Source organism: Pseudomonas citri (assembly GCF_025336485.1).
Taxonomy (GTDB): Bacteria; Pseudomonadota; Gammaproteobacteria; order Pseudomonadales; family Pseudomonadaceae; genus Aquipseudomonas; species Aquipseudomonas citri.
In genome coordinates this window covers 1-19,256 of record NZ_JAODAB010000028.1, presented here as the reverse complement: position 1 = coordinate 19,256, position 19,256 = coordinate 1, and the positions used below count along the sequence as shown (strand labels likewise).

Annotated in this window: 21 protein-coding genes and 1 pseudogene; 13 read left to right on the top strand and 9 right to left on the bottom strand. The window is 60.1% G+C overall.

Going from position 1 to position 19,256, the window contains the following annotated elements; genetic code table 11:
• The first annotated feature begins 12 nt into the window (after positions 1-12).
• The 9 genes from N4Q37_RS23505 (at position 13) to N4Q37_RS23465 (ending at position 8,456) form a co-directional block, all read left to right on the top strand.
• Positions 13-834 carry an ABC transporter permease gene (locus N4Q37_RS23505; protein WP_260962133.1) on the top strand — a complete coding sequence of 274 codons (822 nt, stop codon included), beginning with the start codon at positions 13-15 and terminating at the stop codon, positions 832-834.
• 97 nt (positions 835-931) lie between these two features.
• On the top strand, positions 932-2,080 hold the full coding sequence (locus N4Q37_RS23500) for an iron-containing alcohol dehydrogenase (protein ID WP_260962132.1): 1,149 nt from the start codon (positions 932-934) through the stop codon (positions 2,078-2,080).
• 78 nt (positions 2,081-2,158) lie between these two features.
• Complete coding sequence (gene rpe, locus N4Q37_RS23495) at positions 2,159-2,833, top strand: ribulose-phosphate 3-epimerase (RefSeq protein WP_260962129.1); 675 nt, start codon at positions 2,159-2,161, stop codon at positions 2,831-2,833.
• Positions 2,830-3,648, top strand: a complete 819-nt coding sequence (locus N4Q37_RS23490; RefSeq protein WP_260962127.1) for a phosphoglycolate phosphatase — start codon at positions 2,830-2,832, stop codon at positions 3,646-3,648. Before rpe ends, N4Q37_RS23490 begins: the two co-directional genes overlap by 4 nt.
• Positions 3,649-3,718: 70 nt before the next feature.
• Complete coding sequence (trpE, locus tag N4Q37_RS23485) at positions 3,719-5,200, top strand: anthranilate synthase component I (RefSeq protein WP_260962126.1); 1,482 nt, start codon at positions 3,719-3,721, stop codon at positions 5,198-5,200.
• Between the two features lie 64 nt (positions 5,201-5,264).
• Complete coding sequence (locus N4Q37_RS23480; RefSeq protein WP_260962124.1) at positions 5,265-5,858, top strand: aminodeoxychorismate/anthranilate synthase component II; 594 nt, start codon at positions 5,265-5,267, stop codon at positions 5,856-5,858.
• A gap of 9 nt (positions 5,859-5,867) precedes the next feature.
• Positions 5,868-6,917 (top strand): anthranilate phosphoribosyltransferase, encoded by a 1,050-nt coding sequence (gene trpD, locus N4Q37_RS23475; protein ID WP_260962123.1) that lies wholly within the window; start codon positions 5,868-5,870, stop codon positions 6,915-6,917.
• Positions 6,914-7,750, top strand: a complete 837-nt coding sequence (gene trpC / locus N4Q37_RS23470; RefSeq protein ID WP_260962121.1) for an indole-3-glycerol phosphate synthase TrpC — start codon at positions 6,914-6,916, stop codon at positions 7,748-7,750. Before trpD ends, trpC begins: the two co-directional genes overlap by 4 nt.
• Positions 7,751-7,754: 4 nt before the next feature.
• Complete coding sequence (locus N4Q37_RS23465; RefSeq protein ID WP_260962120.1) at positions 7,755-8,456, top strand: lipoate--protein ligase family protein; 702 nt, start codon at positions 7,755-7,757, stop codon at positions 8,454-8,456.
• On the opposite strand, the gene crp is transcribed toward N4Q37_RS23465, so the two are convergent.
• Positions 8,453-9,097, bottom strand: coding sequence for a cAMP-activated global transcriptional regulator CRP (crp, locus tag N4Q37_RS23460; protein ID WP_260962118.1), 645 nt, complete (start codon positions 9,095-9,097; stop codon positions 8,453-8,455). The two genes, N4Q37_RS23465 and crp, sit on opposite strands and share 4 nt — an antisense overlap.
• A 232-nt stretch (positions 9,098-9,329) precedes the next feature.
• On the opposite strand from crp, the gene N4Q37_RS23455 reads away from it, so the two are divergent.
• The gene (locus N4Q37_RS23455) at positions 9,330-9,752 is read left to right on the top strand and encodes an OsmC family protein (RefSeq protein ID WP_260962116.1); all 423 of its coding nucleotides are present in this window, start codon (positions 9,330-9,332) and stop codon (positions 9,750-9,752) included.
• A gap of 142 nt (positions 9,753-9,894) precedes the next feature.
• Here the strand turns inward: N4Q37_RS23455 and coq7 are convergent, their stop codons facing one another.
• The 6 genes and pseudogenes from coq7 to hemJ form a co-directional block, all read right to left on the bottom strand.
• Positions 9,895-10,542, bottom strand: a complete 648-nt coding sequence (gene coq7, locus N4Q37_RS23450; protein ID WP_260962114.1) for a 2-polyprenyl-3-methyl-6-methoxy-1,4-benzoquinone monooxygenase — start codon at positions 10,540-10,542, stop codon at positions 9,895-9,897.
• A gap of 75 nt (positions 10,543-10,617) precedes the next feature.
• On the bottom strand, positions 10,618-10,956 hold the full coding sequence (locus N4Q37_RS23445; protein ID WP_060743122.1) for a histidine triad nucleotide-binding protein: 339 nt from the start codon (positions 10,954-10,956) through the stop codon (positions 10,618-10,620).
• An 80-nt stretch (positions 10,957-11,036) separates the two neighbouring features.
• Entirely contained in the window at positions 11,037-11,822 is a 786-nt protein-coding gene (locus N4Q37_RS23440; protein ID WP_260962110.1) for an SDR family NAD(P)-dependent oxidoreductase, read from the bottom strand.
• A 62-nt stretch (positions 11,823-11,884) separates the two neighbouring features.
• Positions 11,885-12,850, bottom strand: coding sequence for a DUF805 domain-containing protein (locus N4Q37_RS23435; RefSeq protein ID WP_260962108.1), 966 nt, complete (start codon positions 12,848-12,850; stop codon positions 11,885-11,887).
• Between the two features lie 42 nt (positions 12,851-12,892).
• Positions 12,893-13,072, bottom strand: a pseudogene (locus N4Q37_RS23430) (nitronate monooxygenase); the annotation flags it as partial.
• A 3-nt stretch (positions 13,073-13,075) separates the two neighbouring features.
• Positions 13,076-13,507, bottom strand: coding sequence for a protoporphyrinogen oxidase HemJ (gene hemJ / locus N4Q37_RS23425; protein WP_260962106.1), 432 nt, complete (start codon positions 13,505-13,507; stop codon positions 13,076-13,078).
• 134 nt (positions 13,508-13,641) lie between these two features.
• Between hemJ and argC the strand changes: the two genes are divergently transcribed.
• Both argC and erpA read left to right on the top strand, forming a co-directional pair.
• A complete protein-coding gene (argC, locus tag N4Q37_RS23420) occupies positions 13,642-14,676 on the top strand; it encodes an N-acetyl-gamma-glutamyl-phosphate reductase (RefSeq protein ID WP_260962104.1) in 1,035 nt (344 codons plus the stop codon).
• A 148-nt stretch (positions 14,677-14,824) separates the two neighbouring features.
• On the top strand, positions 14,825-15,175 hold the full coding sequence (erpA, locus tag N4Q37_RS23415) for an iron-sulfur cluster insertion protein ErpA (protein WP_260962102.1): 351 nt from the start codon (positions 14,825-14,827) through the stop codon (positions 15,173-15,175).
• A 77-nt stretch (positions 15,176-15,252) separates the two neighbouring features.
• On the opposite strand, the gene N4Q37_RS23410 is transcribed toward erpA, so the two are convergent.
• Complete coding sequence (locus N4Q37_RS23410; RefSeq protein ID WP_260962100.1) at positions 15,253-16,344, bottom strand: anhydro-N-acetylmuramic acid kinase; 1,092 nt, start codon at positions 16,342-16,344, stop codon at positions 15,253-15,255.
• Between the two features lie 3 nt (positions 16,345-16,347).
• Positions 16,348-17,763: a peptidoglycan DD-metalloendopeptidase family protein gene (locus N4Q37_RS23405; protein WP_260962099.1), complete on the bottom strand. Its 1,416-nt coding sequence runs from the start codon at positions 17,761-17,763 to the stop codon at positions 16,348-16,350.
• 210 nt (positions 17,764-17,973) lie between these two features.
• On the opposite strand from N4Q37_RS23405, the gene tyrS reads away from it, so the two are divergent.
• Positions 17,974-19,173: a tyrosine--tRNA ligase gene (gene tyrS / locus N4Q37_RS23400; RefSeq protein ID WP_260962098.1), complete on the top strand. Its 1,200-nt coding sequence runs from the start codon at positions 17,974-17,976 to the stop codon at positions 19,171-19,173.
• Positions 19,174-19,256: the final 83 nt, after the last annotated feature.

The window sequence follows — 19,256 nt, the reverse complement described above, 5'->3', positions numbered from 1 at the left end:
GGGGAGATCGAAATGCTGAGTCCTTACATGTCCCCCGTCGAACGGGTCTGGTTCTACTGCTTGCGCACGCTGTGTGGGTTGATCCTGCTGTTCCTGATCCTGCCGGTGCTGGTGATCGTGCCGCTGTCGTTCAACGCCGGCAGCTTCCTGGTGTACCCGCTGCAAGGCTTCTCGTTGCAGTGGTACCACGACTTCTTTGCCTCGGCCGAATGGATGCGGGCCTTGAAGAACAGCATCATCGTCGCCCCGGCGGCGACGTTGCTGGCGATGGTCTTTGGCACGCTGGCGGCTATCGGCCTGACCCGTGGCGACTTCCCGGGCAAGTCGCTGGTGATGGCGTTGGTGATTTCACCGATGGTGGTGCCGGTGGTGATCATCGGGGTCGCCAGTTACCTGTGCTTCGCGCCGCTGGGGATGGGCAACAGTTTCATTTCGCTGATCGTGGTCCACGCCGTGCTGGGCGTGCCGTTCGTCATCATCACGGTGTCGGCGACCTTGCAGGGGTTCAACCACAACCTGGTCCGCGCCGCCGCCAGCCTTGGGGCTTCGCCTTTGACGACGTTCCGCCGGGTGACCTTGCCGTTGATCGCCCCGGGGGTGATTTCCGGGGCCTTGTTCGCCTTCGCGACGTCGTTCGATGAAGTGGTCGTGACCCTGTTCCTCGCCGGTCCCGAGCAGGCCACCCTGCCACGGCAGATGTTCAGCGGTATCCGCGAAAACCTCAGCCCGACCATCGCCGCCGCAGCGACACTGCTGATCGCGTTCTCGGTGATCCTGTTGCTGACCCTGGAATGGCTGCGCGGGCGCAGCGAGAAGCTGCGTACCCAGGCCTGACGGTCATTGTTGTACCCGTGGGGAGCGGGGCTTGCTCGCTCCCCTCAATACCGAGCTATCCTTGTGCCAGCCCACACTCGAATAAGAGGCCGCGCACATGAGTCTTCCCTCATTCAAGATCGCCCACAAACTGCTCACCGGTGTGACCGCCATCGAACAACTGGCGGCCGAGTTGACGCGGCTGGATGTCGATAACCCGCTGATCGTCACCGACGCCGCGCTGGTCAAGGCCGGGACTGTCGAGCTGGCCCTGCAGCACTTGGGCGGGCGTGACTACGAAATTTTCGACCGGGTCATGCCCGACCCGGAGATCGCCATTGTCAAAGACTGCATGCAAGCCTATCGCGACGGCGGCCATGACGGCCTGATCGGCCTGGGCGGCGGCAGTGCCATCGACATCGCCAAGTGCGTCGGCGCCTATGCGGGTTATCACGGCGAGCTGGAAGACCTGTTCGGTGTCGACCAGGTGCCGCGCAAAGGCCCGCCCCTGATCGCTATCCCGACCACGGCCGGTACCGGTTCGGAGGTCACCAACGCGGCGATCCTTTCGGACAAGGCCGCGCAATTGAAAAAAGGTATCGTCAGCGACTATCTGTTGCCGGATGTGGCGCTGGTCAGCCCGCAGATGACCCTGACCTGCCCGCGCAATGTGACCGCCGCCAGTGGCGTCGATGCGCTGGCGCATGCCATCGAAGCCTATCTTTCGCTGAATGCCTCGCCCATCACCGATGCCTTGGCCATTGGCGCCATCAAGCTGATCATCCGTGCGCTGCCCAAAGCCTTTACCAACCCCGCGCACTTGCAAGCCCGCGAGGACATGGCCACCGCCAGCCTGATGGCCGGCATGGCCTTCGGCAACGCCGGAGTCGGCGCGGTGCATGCGCTGGCCTATCCGTTGGGTGGGCGCTTCCACATTTCCCATGGCGTCGCCAATGCACTGCTGCTGCCGCACGTCATGGCCTGGAACAAATTGGCCTGCGTCGAGCGCATGCGTGATATCGCCGAAGCCATGGGCATCAAGACCGCGCACCTGAGCGATACCGAAGCCGCAGACGAAGCCGTCGAGGTGCTGGTCGCGCTGTGTGCCGCCGTGGAAATTCCCAAGCACCTGAGCGCCTTGGGGGTGACCCAGGACGTGATTGCGTCCATGGCGGTGGAGGCGGCGGGCATCGAGCGGTTGATGCGCAACAACCCGCGCAAACTGAGCGTGAGCGATATCGAGAAGATCTACCGTGCGGCGTATTGATCGTTTGTCGCGGTGGGCGCGCCAAATCTTGCGGTATACAATGCGCGCCATCGTGATTTTGCTCAAAACAGGTGCGCCATGCAGCCCTTCGCTATTGCTCCGTCGATTCTCTCCGCCGACTTCGCCCGCCTCGGCGAAGAAGTGGACAACGTTCTGGCCGCCGGGGCCGACATCGTGCACTTCGATGTCATGGACAACCACTACGTACCCAACCTGACGATCGGTCCGATGGTCTGCGCGGCGTTGCGCAAGTACGGCATCACCGCGCCGATCGATGCGCACCTGATGGTCAGCCCGGTGGATCGCATCGTCGGCGACTTCATCGAGGCCGGCGCGACCTACATCACCTTTCACCCCGAAGCCACGCAGCACATCGACCGTTCCCTGCAGCTGATCCGTGAAGGCGGGTGCAAGTCTGGCCTGGTGTTCAACCCGGCAACGCCGCTGGACGTGCTCAAGTACGTGATGGACAAGGTCGACATGATCCTGCTGATGAGCGTCAACCCCGGCTTTGGTGGGCAGAAGTTCATTCCCGGCACCCTCGACAAACTGCGCGAAGCCCGTGCGCTGATCGATGCCTCGGGCCGTGACATTCGCCTGGAAATCGACGGTGGCGTGAACGTGAACAACATCCGTGAAATCGCCGCCGCCGGCGCCGACACGTTCGTCGCCGGTTCGGCGATCTTCAATGCGCCCGACTACAAAGAGGTGATCGCAAGGATGCGCGCCGAACTGGCCCTGGCACGCCCATGAGCGGTTTCGAGCAGTTGTTTCCCGGCAGCCTGCCGCGTCTGGTGATGTTCGACCTCGATGGCACATTGGTCGATTCGGTCCCGGACCTTGCGGCAGCCGTGGACACCATGCTGCTCAAGCTCGGGCGCCCGCCCGCCGGCCTCGACGCGGTGCGCCAGTGGGTCGGCAACGGCGCGCCGACGCTGGTGCGTCGCGCGCTGGCCAATCATATTGACGCCGAGGGTGTCGATGATGCCGAGGCTGAGCGGGCGCTGGAGCTGTTCAACGAAGCCTACGAGGACAATCACCAACTGACGGTGGTCTACCCCGGCGTGCGTTCCACCCTCAAATGGCTGAAGAAGCAAGGCGTGGAAATGGCGCTGATCACCAACAAGCCGGAGCGCTTCGTCGCCCCGCTGTTGGATCAGATGAAGATCGGCCGCTATTTCCGCTGGATCATCGGCGGCGACACCTTGCCGCAGAAGAAACCTGACCCGGCCGCGCTGTTTTTCGTGATGAAAATGGCCAACATCCCGGCGTCCCAATCGCTGTTCGTCGGCGATTCGCGCAGCGATGTGCTGGCGGCAAAAGGGGCAGGGGTCAAATGCGTGGCGCTGAGTTACGGCTATAACCATGGCCGGCCCATCGCCGAAGAGTTTCCAACGCTGGTCATCGACGATTTGCGCTTGTTAATTCCCGGTTGCCTGGACCCGGCGGCTGAGATAACGTTGCCCGACGCTGTTCAATCCTCTTCTGGAAACGCCATCGTGGTGGTCACTCGCAAACTCTGGATGAAAGTCATCAAGGCCCTGGCCCGTTGGCGTTGGCGCGCCTGACGTGATCCTGGCCGGTTATCCGGCGCGTTTGCATACCTGACTGTCAGCTCCTCTTGCCACGAGGCACCCCATGATCCGTGAAGAATTCCTGCGTCTAGCCGCTGCCGGCTACAACCGCATCCCGCTTGCCTGCGAAACCCTGGCCGACTTCGACACGCCGCTGTCGATCTACCTCAAGCTGGCCGACCAACCCAACTCCTACCTGCTCGAGTCGGTGCAGGGCGGTGAGAAGTGGGGGCGTTACTCCATCATTGGCCTGCCGTGCCGCACCGTGCTGCGGGTCCATGGCCATCGCATCAGCGTGAGCCACGACGGCGTCGAGATCGAGCGCCACGAGGTCGAAGACCCGCTGGCCTTCGTCGAAACCTTCAAGGCGCGCTACAACGTGCCGACCATTCCCGGCTTGCCGCGCTTCAACGGTGGTCTGGTGGGGTATTTCGGCTACGATTGCGTGCGTTATGTGGAAAAACGCCTGGGCACCTGTCCGAACCCCGACCCGCTGGGCGTACCGGACATCTTGCTGATGGTCTCCGATGCCGTTGTCGTCTTCGATAACCTCGCCGGCAAGATGCACGCCATCGTCCTGGCCGATCCGTCCCGGGAAGATGCCTACGAGCAAGGCCAGCAAAGCCTGCAGGCGCTGTTGGAAAAACTCCGCCAACCGATCACCCCGCGCCCGGGCCTGGATTTCAGCAAGCAGTCGGTGGCCGACCCGGTGTTCCGTTCCAGTTTCACTCAAGGCGATTACGAGCGGGCCGTCGACACCATCAAGGAATACATCCTGGCCGGCGACTGCATGCAGGTCGTGCCGTCGCAACGGATGTCCATCGACTTCAAGGCGGCGCCCATCGATCTTTACCGGGCACTGCGCTGCTTCAACCCGACGCCCTACATGTACTTCTTCAACTTCGGCGACTTCCATGTCGTGGGCAGTTCGCCGGAAGTACTGGTGCGGGTCGAAGACAACCTGATCACCGTGCGTCCGATCGCCGGCACCCGGCCCCGGGGCGCCACGGAAGAAGCCGACCGGGCGCTGGAAGAAGATCTGTTGTCGGACGCCAAGGAAATCGCCGAGCACCTGATGCTGATCGACCTGGGACGCAACGACACCGGGCGGGTCTCGGAAATCGGTTCGGTGAAACTCACCGAGAAGATGGTCATCGAGCGCTATTCCAACGTGATGCACATCGTTTCCAACGTTACCGGCCAATTGAAGGCTGGGCTGACAGCCATGGACGCCTTGCGGGCGATCCTGCCGGCGGGCACCTTGTCCGGCGCGCCGAAAATCCGCGCGATGGAAATCATCGATGAGCTGGAGCCGGTCAAGCGTGGCGTATACGGCGGGGCCGTGGGGTACTTCGCCTGGAACGGCAACATGGACACGGCCATCGCCATCCGCACCGCCGTGATCAAGGACGGTGAGCTGCACGTGCAGGCCGGCGGCGGTATCGTCGCCGACTCGGTGCCGGCGCTGGAGTGGGAAGAAACCCTGAACAAGCGCCGGGCCATGTTCCGTGCCGTGGCGCTGGCCGAGCAGACCTCGAACGGTTGAGCCTTCCTGTGGGCCAATCCCCGAAGACTCTCTTTAAGTCAGAATTCAATAGGTTGCTTACGCCATGTTGCTGATGATCGATAATTACGACTCTTTTACCTACAACGTTGTGCAGTACCTCGGCGAGCTGGGCGCCGAGGTCAAGGTGGTGCGCAACGACGAATTGACCATCGCCGAAATCGAAGCCCTCAAGCCTGAGCGCATTGTGGTTTCACCCGGCCCGTGCACGCCGACCGAAGCGGGCATTTCCATCGACGCTATCAAGCATTTCGCCGGCAAACTGCCGATTCTGGGTGTCTGCCTGGGCCACCAGTCGATCGGCCAGGCCTTCGGCGGCGACGTCGTGCGCGCCCGGCAAGTCATGCACGGCAAGACCAGCCCGCTGTTCCACCAGGACAAGGGCGTTTTCGCAGGGTTGAACAACCCGCTGACCGTCACCCGCTATCACTCCTTGGTCGTCAAGCACGAAACGCTGCCAGACTGCCTGGAACTGACGGCCTGGACTCAACATGAGGACGGTTCGGTGGATGAGATCATGGGCCTGCGCCACAAGACCTTGAATATCGAGGGGGTGCAATTTCATCCCGAGTCTATTCTCACTGAACAGGGTCACGAGCTGTTTGCCAACTTCCTCAAACAAACCGGCGGCACGCGCTAAGGACTTTTCATGGATATCAAGACAGCCCTGAGCCGTATCGTCGCCCATCTCGACCTGAGCACCGATGAGATGCGCGACGTGATGCGCGAGATCATGACCGGCCAATGCACCGAGGCGCAGATTGGCGCGTTCATGATGGCCATGCGCATGAAGAGCGAAAGCATCGATGAAATCGTTGGTGCCGTTTCGGTGATGCGCGAGCTGGCGGACAAAGTCGAACTCAAGACCCTGGACGGCGTCGTGGATGTGGTCGGCACCGGTGGTGACGGCGCGAACATTTTCAACGTGTCCACCGCCTCGGCTTTCGTCGTCGCGGCGGCCGGCTGCACCGTGGCCAAGCATGGCAACCGTGCGGTTTCCGGCAAGAGCGGTAGCGCCGACTTGCTGGAGGCCGCCGGCATCTACCTGAACCTGACCCCGGTCCAGGTCGCGCGCTGCATCGATAACGTTGGCATCGGCTTCATGTTTGCCCAGACCCATCACCGCGCCATGAAGCATGCCGCGGCGCCACGGCGTGACCTGGGGCTGCGCACGTTGTTCAACATGCTCGGCCCGCTTACGAATCCGGCCGGCGTGAAACACCAGGTAGTGGGTGTCTTCAACCAGGCGTTGTGCCGGCCACTGGCCGAAGTGCTGCAGCGTCTGGGCAGCAAGCACGTGCTGGTGGTCCATTCCAAGGACGGCCTGGATGAGTTCAGCCTGGCGGCGCCTACCTTCGTGGCTGAACTGAAGAATGATCAGATCAGCGAGTATTGGGTCGAACCTGAAGACCTGGGCATGAAGAGCCAGAGCCTGCACGGGCTGGCGGTCGATGGCCCGGGCCAGTCGCTGGAGCTGATTCGCGATGCCCTGGGGCGCCGCAAGACCGAGAATGGCCAGAAGGCCGCCGAGATGATCGTACTCAATGCCGGTGCGGCGCTGTACGCCGCCGACCATGCCAGCAGCCTCAAGCAAGGCGTGGAACTGGCCCATGACGCCCTGCACACGGGGCTCGCCAGGGAGAAGCTCGAGGAGCTGGGGGCATTTACCGCCGTATTCAAAGTGGAGAATGAAGGATGAGTGTGCCAACGGTTCTGGAAAAAATCCTCGCTCGCAAAGCGCAGGAAGTGGCCGAGCGCCGTGCTCGAGTCAGCCTGGCTGAGCTTGAGAATCTGGCGCGCTCAGCCGATGCACCTCGCGGCTTTGCCCAGGCCCTGATCGATCAGGCCAAGAAAAAACAGCCGGCGGTCATCGCTGAAATCAAGAAGGCGTCCCCGAGCAAGGGCGTCATCCGCGAGCATTTCGTTCCGGCCGACATTGCCAAGAGCTATGAAAAGGGCGGGGCGACTTGCCTCTCGGTGTTGACCGATGTCGATTTTTTCCAAGGCTCGGACGATTACCTCAAGCAGGCGCGGGCGGCCTGCAAGCTGCCGGTGATCCGCAAGGACTTCATGATCGACCCCTACCAGATCGTCGAGGCTCGCGCGCTGGGTGCCGATTGCGTGCTGTTGATCGTTTCTGCCTTGGATGATGTGAAAATGGCCGAGCTGGCGGCCGTGGCCAAAGGCGTGGGCCTGGACGTGCTGGTGGAAGTCCACGACGGCGATGAGCTGGAACGGGCTTTGAAAACCCTCGATACCAAGCTGGTCGGCGTGAATAACCGCAACCTGCATACCTTTGAAGTCAGCCTGGAAACCACCCTGGACCTGTTGCCACGGATCCCGCGTGATCGCCTGGTCATCACCGAAAGTGGCATCCTCAACCGGGCCGACGTCGAGTTGATGGAAGTCAGCGATGTGTATTCGTTCCTGGTGGGCGAGGCGTTCATGCGTGCCGAGAGCCCGGGCACGGAACTGCAACGACTGTTCTTTCCTGAACGCGGCCTGCCTGTGAGCGGCTCGACGCTGGACTGATCCGATGTCGCCAGTGGTTTCCTTGACCGTCGAAGCCGGCCTGCAAGCCGAACAGGACCTGTTGGCCAGCATTTGTGCGGGCGACGCGGAGTTCGGCCTGCTGTTCTGGCAACCCCATGACCGTGCGCTGGTCATGCCGCGTCGCTTGAGTCGCTTGCCAGGGTTCGAACACGCCTGCGAGGTATCGGCCGGCCATGGCTGGCCAGTCCTGTTGCGCGAAACCGGCGGTGAACCGGTGCCGCAATCGGCCGCTACCGTCAATATCGCCCTGGTCTATGCGCCACCGCGTAGCGAAGGCGATCACGGACGGATCGAAACCGCGTATCGGCGGCTATGCGACCCTATCTGCCAACTGCTGGATGAGTTGGGCGGGGTGGCGTCGCTGGGTGAGGTGCCTGGCGCGTTTTGCGACGGGCGATTCAATGTCAATCTCGACGCCCGGAAAATGGTCGGCACTGCTCAACGCTGGCGCCAGAGCAAGGGCGGACAGCGTCCGGTGGGCTTGGTCCATGGTGCGTTGCTGTTGGAAAACGAGCGTGAGTCCATGGTCGCGGCGGTCAATCGCTTCAATGAAGCGTGCGGCCTGGAGCAGCGGGTGCGCGCCGAGAGCCACATTGCCTTGCATGAAAAGTTCCAGGCGCCTGACGCCTTGGAGCGGCTTGAGGCGCTGTATCGGACTTTGCTGAGCCGTTTGCTCGACGCTTAACGTGTTCCGAACACCACCATGGTCTTGCCTTTGACGTTGACCAGGTTGCGTTCTTCCAGATCCTTGAGCACACGCCCGACCATCTCGCGAGAACAGCCGACGATTCGGCCGATTTCCTGGCGGGTCACCTTGATCTGCATGCCATCGGGGTGAGTCATCGCATCGGGCTGCTTGCACAGTTCCAGCAGGCAGCGGGCGACTCGTCCTGTCACGTCAAAAAACGCGAGATCGCCTACTTTGCGCGTGGTATTACGCAGGCGTTGTGCGATTTGTCCGCTGAGCACGTAAAGAATGTCCGGGTCTTGCAGAGACAGTTCCCGGAATTTGGCGTAGCTGATTTCCGCAACTTCACATTCGACCTTGGCTCGCACCCAGGCGCTGCGCTGCTGCTCCTTACCCGCCTGTTCGAACAGCCCCAACTCGCCGAAAAAATCGCCGGAGTTAAGGTAGGCGATGATCATTTCCCGACCCTCGTCGTCCTCTATGAGGATGGTCACCGAACCCTTGGTGATGAAAAACAATGTGTCGGAACGGTCGCCGGCGCAGATGATGTTGTGCTTGGCCGGATAACGGCGACGCTGACAATGCATCAGCAGTTTGTCGAGGTTCTTGATCTTGAGTGTGGGAGTAATGGCAACCATGGTTGTATCCCGAAAGACTGCTCAATGCGTTGATTTGATTTTCTTATTAGGGCGAATGGCCATCGCAAAAAGCTGGCCATAAGCCAGCCGTGGGGCGCCAGCTTAACAGAGGTATCCCTACTTGATTGGAGAATTTACCTACATACAGACGCCCGGCGTCCTAAGGCGGGGGCTGTCTTGCTAGAGCGCTGTGCTAAGCTGGCGACCATTTTTTAACAATGGAGTCTTGGCGATGAAGGCACGCATCCAATGGGCTGGCGAAGCCATGTTCCTCGGTGAATCGGGCAGCGGTCATGTGGTTGTCATGGACGGGCCGCCGGAGGCCGGCGGTCGGAACCTGGGCGTACGGCCGATGGAGATGCTCTTGCTGGGTGTGGGTGGCTGCAGCAATTTCGACGTGGTCAGTATTCTCAAGAAGTCTCGCCAGGCTGTTGAAAGCTGCGAAGCCTTTCTGGACGCGGAGCGGGCCACCGAGGATCCGAAGGTGTTCACCAAGATCCACATGCACTTTGTGGTGAAGGGGCGAGCGCTGAAAGAGGCCCAGGTCAAGCGCGCCATCGAGCTGTCTGCCGAGAAGTACTGCTCCGCCTCGATCATGCTCGGTGCCGCCGGTGTCGAAATCACTCATGACTATGAAATCATCGAGTTGGGTTGAATCGATGGCCGCTGGTTGCGTCAGTTGATACGCGACTTGGAAAAACAGGCAAAAAAAGGGCGACTACCGTTGGGTTGTCGCCTTTTTAATGCCGTCGGTGGAACGCCGCGCAGACCTCTACGGTTCCCACCCATAACGGTAATCAGACCCGATAAGTACTTTTGGTCATGACCTTGGCCAGCAGGCTCATGCCGAATTTCACTGGAGCCGGAAAGCGAAAACCCCCTGCCTCAAGCGCACTTTCAGCATGCTGCTCTTCATCTACCCGCATTTGCTCCAGGATTGCCCGGGACTTTTCGTCTTCGGCGGGGAGTTGTTCCAGGTGATCATTCAAGTGTTTGCACACCTGGTGTTCGGTTGCCGCGACAAAACCAAGGCTGACCTTGTCGCTGATCAACCCGGCCACCGCGCCGATTCCGAATGACATGCCATAGAACAGCGGGTTCAGGACGCTGGTATGGCTGCCCAATTGACGGATGCGCTGTTCGCACCAGACCAGATGATCGATCTCTTCCTCGGCTGCATGTTCCATGGCTTTACGCACCTGCGGCAGCTTCGCCGTCAGCGCTTGGCCTTGATACAGCGCCTGGGCGCAGACCTCGCCGGTGTGGTTGATGCGCATCAGCCCGGCAACGTGGCGGGTTTGCTCGTCACTCATTTGCACATCGGGCTGCACGATCGCCGGCGACGGACGGTATGGCTGGCCACTGAAGGGCAACAGCGTACGCATCGCGGCGTCGGCTTGCAGCAGCAGACGGTCAATCGGCGAGTAGTGACGTTGGGTAGTCATGCTTACCTCCGGGAAAAATCACGGCGGCCAGTCTAACTCAATCGGCCGCTGAAGATTTGTGCTGGGTCAAGGCCATCAACCCGGAGGCCAATGCATCTGGCGCTGTCCCAACACATGCATATGAATGTGATAGACGGTTTGTCCACCCAGTTCATTGCAATTCATCACCACGCGAAAACCTTCTTCGCAACCCAACTCAAGCGCCAGGCGCTGGGCGGTGAACAGGATGTGTCCGGCCAGGCCTTTGTCGGCTTCGGTCAAGTCGTTGAGCGTGCGGATTGGTTTCTTGGGGATAACCAGGAAATGCACGGGTGCCTGCGGGGCGATGTCGTGGAATGCCAGGACCTGGTCATCCTCGTAGATGATCTTCGCCGGGATCTCCCGGTTGATGATCTTGGTAAACAGAGTATCCAAAGTGGTTTCTCCATGGGGTTAGTCGAAGTCGAGTGTACTGAAGGCGGAGGCGGCAAGCCTGGTTTTTAATCTCACCGGGATCAATGTGGACAGTGGGCCTTGTTAGCCCGGCCCGAAAGGCTGCGCACCAGCCAGCGCGAACCCAGTCGCGGCAGCGCGGCCAGCCAGCGATTGCGGCGTCCGGGAATGATGATGGCCCGGTTGCGATCGAGTGCGCGCACGGTGTACAGCGCAATTTCTTCCGGGCTCATCATCGATTTGTCGTTGAATGTCTGCTCATCCAGCTGGGCCCTGGCGAAGAAACCTGTCCGAGTGGGGCCAGGGCAAAGCACCGAGACCTTGATCGCGCATTTCTTAAGTTCGACCCGCAAGGCTTCGGAGAAGTGCAACACATAGGCCTTGCTGGCGAAGTAAGTACTCATCCAGGGGCCGGGTTGGAACGCGGCGATCGATGCGACGTTGAGTATCTGGCCGCCGCCATGCAGTGCCATGCTGTTGCCTACTGCGTGGCACAGGCGGGTCAGGGCCAGGATGTTGACTTCGATCAGGTCCTGCTCGGTCATCCAATCCTGGCCCAGGAACGGCCCGCTGGTGCCGATGCCCGCGCAGTTGACGAGCAGGTCGATCTGCCGTTCTCCCTCTTCAAGCTCCAGGAGAAAACCCGAAAGCCTCAGCGGCTCCCCCAAGTCGCATGCCCGGAACAGCACTTCCACGCCAAACCGTTGAGTCAGTTCCATGGCAATGCTTTCCAGCCGATCACGCTGTCGAGCCACCAGTATCAGGTCGCGGCCGCGCCGTGCCAGTGCTTCGGCCATGGCCAGGCCAATGCCACTGGATGCGCCAGTGATCAGGGCGTAACGGGTCATGCAGTTCTCCATCGCAACAGCCCGTCACCGGTGGACTGGGCTGTCACCGGCACGAAGCGCGCTTATTGTTCCTCTTCTTCATAGTCTACAGAAGGCGAGGCCGACTCGGCTGCTTCGGCAGCGGGTTCTTCGCTGGCATCACCGCTGGATTCGCTGCTTTCATAGCTGCTCAGGGAACTGCCGTCGTATTCCTCCGTGAGACTGCTGAACACTCCGGCCAGGGTGGCGAGGAAAAGCAGCGCGATCAAGACGACCCACAACCACGAAAGAACCTTGACGGCGGTGCTGTTGGGCGGAGGTGGCGGGCCATAGCGATTGGCCCCGTTATTGCCCGGGGCAACGATGAGCACGAACGGGAAGACGCTACCCACCACTGGCACGAGGTTGACCAGCCACAGCCAGCCAGACCAACCCAGGTCATGCAAACGCTGGACGCTGAACTGAATGCTCACGAAGGCGAAGCCGAGCAGGATGATGACTGCGAACAGGCCGCCAACGACCAGCGCGGCTGTCGAGTTGTTGGAGGCCATCATCGAGCCCATGGCGAACCAGAAGCCCAGGCCGAGCACCGGCAGCATGGCCAGCGTCAACACCATGGTCCAGGCCAGGTAGCGCAGGCGCCCGATACGTCCGTCAAAACTGAATGGCTTGAGTGTGGCGTATTCGGCAAGTGCCTCGCCGACCTGGGCCCGGGGTGGGGCGTACGGGGAGACCGGGTCGGTCATCGAGTCGGGGTGATATTCCCCCGCTCGTTGAGGCGATTCCTGCACCTCGCCGAGGTTCAGCTGGAGGGATGGCTCGGCCTCGATGCGTGCATCGATCCCACTTTTGTTCAGCGCTTCCAGGTACTTCTGCGCCTCGTTCTGGGACAGGTTGCTTTTAAGGGCCACCTTGCGCCCGCTGAACAGTCGCTCGATGGCGCTGACGTCGCTCTTGAACAACTCGGCGAGATTGAGTTTGGCTGTGGTGCTATCGACGCCCGGCATCAGGGCTCCGTCGAATACGATATTGAAACGGGTTTCACTCATGCCCGGCATCCTTGTCTTCGAAAGTTAAGTGTCTGTTGGGGTTTCCTGGCTCTGGCACATGAAGCTGGCCGGTACACCGCAGAGCTTAGGAGTATGCACGATGTCTGCGGTTTCGGATGTGAGCAACGTCTCTTTATAGGTGTCAGGCGCGTGACTTTCAGTACTGGCGATGAAGCGTGTTCCGCAGTAGGCCATGTATGCGCCGAGGGTGTATGTGGCTATACGCTAAAACGGACGCACGACGACCAGTATGACGATAGCCAGCAATATCAGGACCGGCACTTCATTGAACCAGCGATAAAAGACATGGCTGCGGGTGTTTTCGCCACGGGCGAAGCGTTTGAGCTGCGCGCCACACATATGGTGATAGCCGATCAACAGCACCACCAGGGTCAATTTGGCATGCATCCAGCCGCCCTGGGTGAAGTACGCCCCTGCATTCAGGCTCAGCAACCAGATGCCAAACACCAGGGTCGCGAGCATCGCCGGGCCCATGATGCCGCGATACAACTTGCGCTCCATGACCTTGAAGCGTTCCTTGCTGACGCTGTCGTCGCTTTGGGCGTGATAGACAAACAGGCGAGGCAGGTAAAACAGGCCGGCGAACCAGCAGACCATGCTGACAATATGAAGTGCTTTGAGCCACAGATAGAGCATTTTTAGTTGTTCCCAGATTCACGGTAGCCCGATAGTAGAGGTTCGTGCGGCCACACGTCACCTTGGCGGTTGTCGCCGCGCTGCGCGGCCCCTATTATCGACGGCTTTCCAGTGGGTTCGTTGAGGGCAGGTTTATGGTCAAGGTCGGTATCGTCGGCGGCACGGGTTACACCGGTGTCGAATTGCTGCGTCTGTTGGCACAGCATCCGCAAGCAGAGGTGGTGGTCATCACCTCGCGATCCGAGGCCGGCCTGGCCGTGGCGGACATGTATCCGAACCTGCGCGGCCATTACGACGGCCTGGCCTTCAGTGTTCCGGACATCAAGACCCTCGGCGCGTGTGATGTGGTGTTCTTCGCCACGCCCCACGGCGTTGCCCACGCCCTGGCGGGCGAACTGTTGGCCGCCGGGACCAAGGTCATCGACCTGTCGGCGGACTTCCGACTGCAAGATGCAGACGAATGGGCCAAGTGGTACGGCCAGCCCCATGGTGCACCGGATCTGTTGGGTGAAGCGGTCTATGGGCTGCCGGAAGTCAATCGCGAGAAAATCAGGCAGGCACGGTTGATCGCGGTACCGGGCTGCTATCCGACCGCAACGCAACTGGGCTTCCTGCCGCTGCTCGAGGCCGGCCTGGCTGACGCTTCGCGTCTGATCGCCGATTGCAAGTCGGGTGTCAGTGGCGCCGGACGTGGTGCCAGTGTGGGCTCGCTGTATTCCGAGACGTCGGAAAGCCTGAAGGCGTATGCCGTCAAGGGGCACCGTCACCTGCCGGAGATTCGCCAGGGGCTGCGTCGGGCGGCGGGCAAGGAGGTCGGCCTGACCTTTGTGCCGCATCTGACGCCAATGATCCGTGGTATCCACTCCACGCTTTACGCTACCGTCGTCGACCGTTCGGTGGATCTGCAGGCGCTGTTCGAAAAGCGTTACGCCGATGAGCCGTTCGTTGACGTCATGCCGGCCGGCAGTCATCCGGAAACCCGCAGCGTGAGGGGGGCGAATGTTTGCCGGATCGCCGTGCACCGCCCACAGGACGGTGACCTGGTGGTGGTATTGTCGGTCATCGATAACCTGGTCAAGGGTGCGTCCGGCCAGGCGGTGCAGAACCTCAACATTCTGTTCGGGCTGGATGAGCGCCTGGGCTTGTCCCATGCGGGTATGTTGCCTTAACGGCAGTTACAGACTGCAAGCTTGAAGCTACAGGCTTGCAGTGTCAGGCTTGCCGCTGCTCCTCAAATAGTTGACCAGTTTTCTAGGAGAAGCGGATAATGCCTGCCATTACGCATTATGGCGGCGTAAACGCCGGGAGATATTCAGCATGAGCGTCGAGACCTTCACCCCCACGGCTTTGCAATTCACCCACGGTGCTGCGCACAAAGTGAAGAGCCTGGTCGATGAAGAGGGCAATGATCGTTTGAAGCTGCGCGTATTTGTAACGGGCGGCGGTTGTTCAGGTTTTCAGTACGGCTTCACTTTCGATGAGGACGTGGCTGAAGACGACACCATCGTCGAGCGCGAAGGCGTGAGCCTGGTGGTTGATCCGATGAGCTTCCAGTACCTGGCGGGTGCCGAGGTGGATTATCAGGAAGGTCTGGAAGGGTCGCGGTTCGTAATCAAGAACCCCAACGCCACCACGACCTGTGGCTGCGGATCTTCGTTCTCGATCTGACACAGTCCCAGTAAAAAAAAGCGCCGCAGTGCCTCACGGTCCTGCGGCGTTTTGCTGTGTGGGATTTAAAGGTGCGGTCAGGCAGGGTAGATGGCGCCGAGCACTCGCAAACCACGGGCGCCGGTGACACTGGGGCGATTGGCTGGAATGCCTTCAAGGCAACAATGAGCCAGCCAAGCGAAGGCCATGGCCTCGACCCAGTCAGGGTCTACGCCATACGCGGCCGTGCTGCTGACGTTGGCATTCGGCAGCAATTCGGCCAGACGCCTCATGAGCGTATGGTTGTGCGCGCCGCCACCGCACACCAGCAGCTCCTGCGTGTCTGACTGGGCGCCTTGCAATGACTCGATGATGGACAGGGCTGTCAGTTCCAGCAGCGTCGCCTGCACGTTCTCGGGTGGGAACGTGGGCAGAGTCGACAGGTGTTGGATGAGCCATGGCAGGTTGAAGACTTCGCGCCCGGTGCTTTTCGGGCCCGAGGTAACAAAAAATGGGTCGCTGAGCAGCGCCTTGAGCAGGCTCGGCTCGACCTGTCCGCTGGCAGCCCATTGACCGTCACGATCGAAGTGCTCCCCCCGCTGCTGATGTATCCAGGCGTCGAGCAACACGTTGCCGGGGCCGCAATCAAAACCAGCAATGGCCTTTGTGGGGGCTATCAGGCTGAGGTTGCTGAAACCGCCAACGTTCAATACCGCGCGGTTGCCGGCTCGCTCTTCGAACAAGGCTTCGTGAAACGCCGGAACCAGGGGGGCACCTTGCCCGCCGGCGGCCACGTCGCGGCTGCGGAAGTCGCTGACGACGGTCATGCCGGTCAACTCGCTGAGCAGTGCGGGATTGCCTATCTGCACGGTGAAGCCACGGGCTGGTTCGTGCCGAATCGTCTGGCCATGGCTGCCGATTGCCCTTACCGCCTCGGGCTTGAGCGTCTGTTTATCAAGCAGAGTGTGGATGCCCTCGGCGGCCAGTCTCACCCAGTTCTGCTGGGCTATGGCGGAGCGGGCAATCTCGTCAGGCCCGCTGCTGCATAGACCGAGCAGTTCGGTGCGCAAGGGGGCGGGCATGGGAATGTAGTGCGTGGCGATCAATTTGATCGCCGGGGCCAGTTCGACCAGTGCGATGTCCAGGCCGTCCAGGCTGGTCCCGGACATCACGCCGATGTAAAGCGCCATGGATCAGCGCTTGCTCGAGGCGAGCATGGTGGCTTTTTCCTGATCCATGCGAGCCATCAGGGGTTGGCTTTGTGCCAGGAAGCGGGCCCGTTCGGATTTGGCGATCGGATCGGCCATCGGCAGCTTCTGCCCAAGTGGATCGACGTGGACGCCGTTGACCTGGAATTCATAGTGCAAGTGCGGACCGGTGGACAGGCCGGTAGTGCCGATGTAACCAATAACCTGGCCTTGCTTGACCGTACCGCCGGTTTTCACGCCTTTGGCAAAGCCCTGCATGTGCCCGTAGAGCGTGGTGTAGGTACTGCCGTGCTGGATGATCACCGTATTGCCATAGCCGCCGCGGCGCCCGGCCAGCAAGACCTTGCCGTCGCCGGCGGCCTTGATTGGAGTGCCGCGTGGGGCGGCGTAGTCAACGCCTTTATGGGCGCGGATCTTGTTCAGGATCGGGTGCTTGCGGCCTGCGGAAAACTTCGAACTGATGCGGGCGAAATCAACCGGCGTACGGATGAACGCCTTGCGCATGCTGTTGCCATCGGCCGTGTAGTAGCTGCTGTTGCCTTGCTTGTTGGTGTAGCGCACCGCGGTGTATGTCTTGCCGCGATTGGTGAAGCGCGCGGAAAGAATCGGGCCGTTGCCGACGCTTTTGCCGTTGACCACCTTTTGCTCATAGATGACATCGAACTCGTCACCCTGGCGAATATCCTGGGCGAAGTCGATGTCATAGCCAAACACGCTGGCCATGTCCATGGTCAGACTATGGGAAAGGCCGGCGCGTGCCGCCGACTGGGACAGCGAGCTGTTGATGACGCCATGAACGTACGCTGAGCGCACGGTGGGCTTGGCAGTTACGCGGTTGAAGACATAACCCTTGTCATTTTTGGTCAGGGTGATGCTCTCAAGATCGCTGAGCTTGGTGTGCAGGTTGTTCAGTTGTCCGTCTGGATTGAGTTCGAACTCGAGTTTCTGGCCGCGTTGCAGCTGAGTGAACTGCTTGGCTTGTTTGTCGCTTGCCAGTATCTCGTGGACAGACGTGGAGGGCAGGCCCACTTTTTCGAACAGCGTGGACAGAGTATCGCCTTTGGCAACGATCACCTCGCGGTGATCCGGGCCTTTCTTTTCTTGTGCTACAGGCGCCTCTGCCTGTGCGGCCTCGGTAGCGTCCTTGGGGCTGTCATCAATCTGTGCAAAAGGGGAGGGCGCCGGTTCGTTTGTGGCTTGAACGGTTTCTGCGGCGTCTTGTTCTTGAGTCAGTTGTTCAGCGGGACTTTCCAGTTCAAGGCTCAGAGTCGTCTTTTTGGCTTCAACATCACTGGAAGGGAATACCAGGAGCGCCAAGCTAAGGAGGGCTGCGATGCCACTTGCGGCAAGCAGGTGGGTCTTTGGGTAAAGCGGCGGCGCTTTAGACGGTTCTGTGGTCATAAATAATTTGGCTTTTGAAAAATTGAATTGGAAAAGATGAATGACATGATGAAGATGAAATAACTGTATAAAATATAATCAAAACCCCTGCGAAGCAAGCCTGCAGACGCTCTGCCTGCGGATTGGTGCCCGTATGCCTGGCAAACCTTGTATTTGGTGCGCGATCTTGTATGGTTGGGGCCCTTTGAATCTGAGCCTTGCGGGTCTGTTATGAAGTCGGTTGAAGAGCAGCTAGCGCTGATCAAGCGTGGTGCGGAAGAACTGTTGGTCGAGTCCGAGCTGGTCGAAAAGCTCAAGCGCGGGCAGCCTTTGCGTATCAAGGCTGGTTTTGACCCTACGGCGCCTGACCTGCACTTGGGTCATACCGTGCTCATTAACAAGCTGCGTCAGTTCCAGGAGCTGGGGCATCAAGTCATCTTCCTTATAGGTGACTTCACCGGAATGATCGGTGATCCGAGTGGGAAGAGTGCGACGCGTCCACCGCTGACGCGCGAGCAGGTGCTCGAAAACGCCGAGACTTACAAGGCTCAGGTGTTCAAGATTCTTGATCCGGCCAAGACTGAAGTGGCGTTCAACTCCACTTGGATGGATCAGATGGGGCCGGCGGATTTCATTCGTCTGACTTCCCAGTACACCGTGGCTCGCATGCTCGAGCGCGATGACTTCGACAAGCGTTACAAGTCCAATCAGTCGATTGCCATCCATGAATTCCTTTATCCGCTCGTGCAGGGATATGACTCGGTTGCATTGCGTGCCGATGTCGAACTCGGCGGCACCGACCAGAAATTCAACTTGTTGATGGGGCGTGAGCTGCAGCGTGGGTATGGTCAGGAAGCTCAGTGCATCTTGACCATGCCGCTGTTGGAGGGGCTGGATGGCGTGAAGAAGATGTCCAAGTCGTTGGGCAACTATGTCGGCATCCAGGAGGCGCCGGGCGTCATGTACAGCAAGCTGGTCTCTATTCCTGATGGGCTGATGTGGCGTTACTTCGAGCTGCTGAGCTTCCGCTCGATGGATGAGATCAATGCCTTGCGCGCAGATGTCGAGGCTGGAGCGAATCCGCGCGACATCAAGATCAAGCTGGCTGAAGAAATCGTTGCGCGGTTCCATGGTGAAGAAGCGGCGGCCAGTGCTCACCGTGCGGCGGGAAACAGAATGAAGGATGGCGAGCTGCCGGATGATCTGCCGGAGATCGAGCTGGTTGCTGGCGAGGATATGCCTATCGCGGCTGTTCTTAATAAGGCGGGCCTGGTAAAGAATGCGGCCGCAGCACGAGATCTCCTTGGTTCGGGTGGCGTGCGTGTGGATGGCGAAGTGGTGGATCGTGCTTATATGTATGCTCTGGGCTCCACTCATGTATGCCAGGCCGGCAAGAAGGCTTTTGCGCGTATCACGCTGAAATCTGAGTAAAAGTTGAAAATAAGTGTTGACGGCGAATTCTGGATCTCTATAATTCGCCCCACTTCCGGCGCAGTCGAAACGGAAAACTCCTT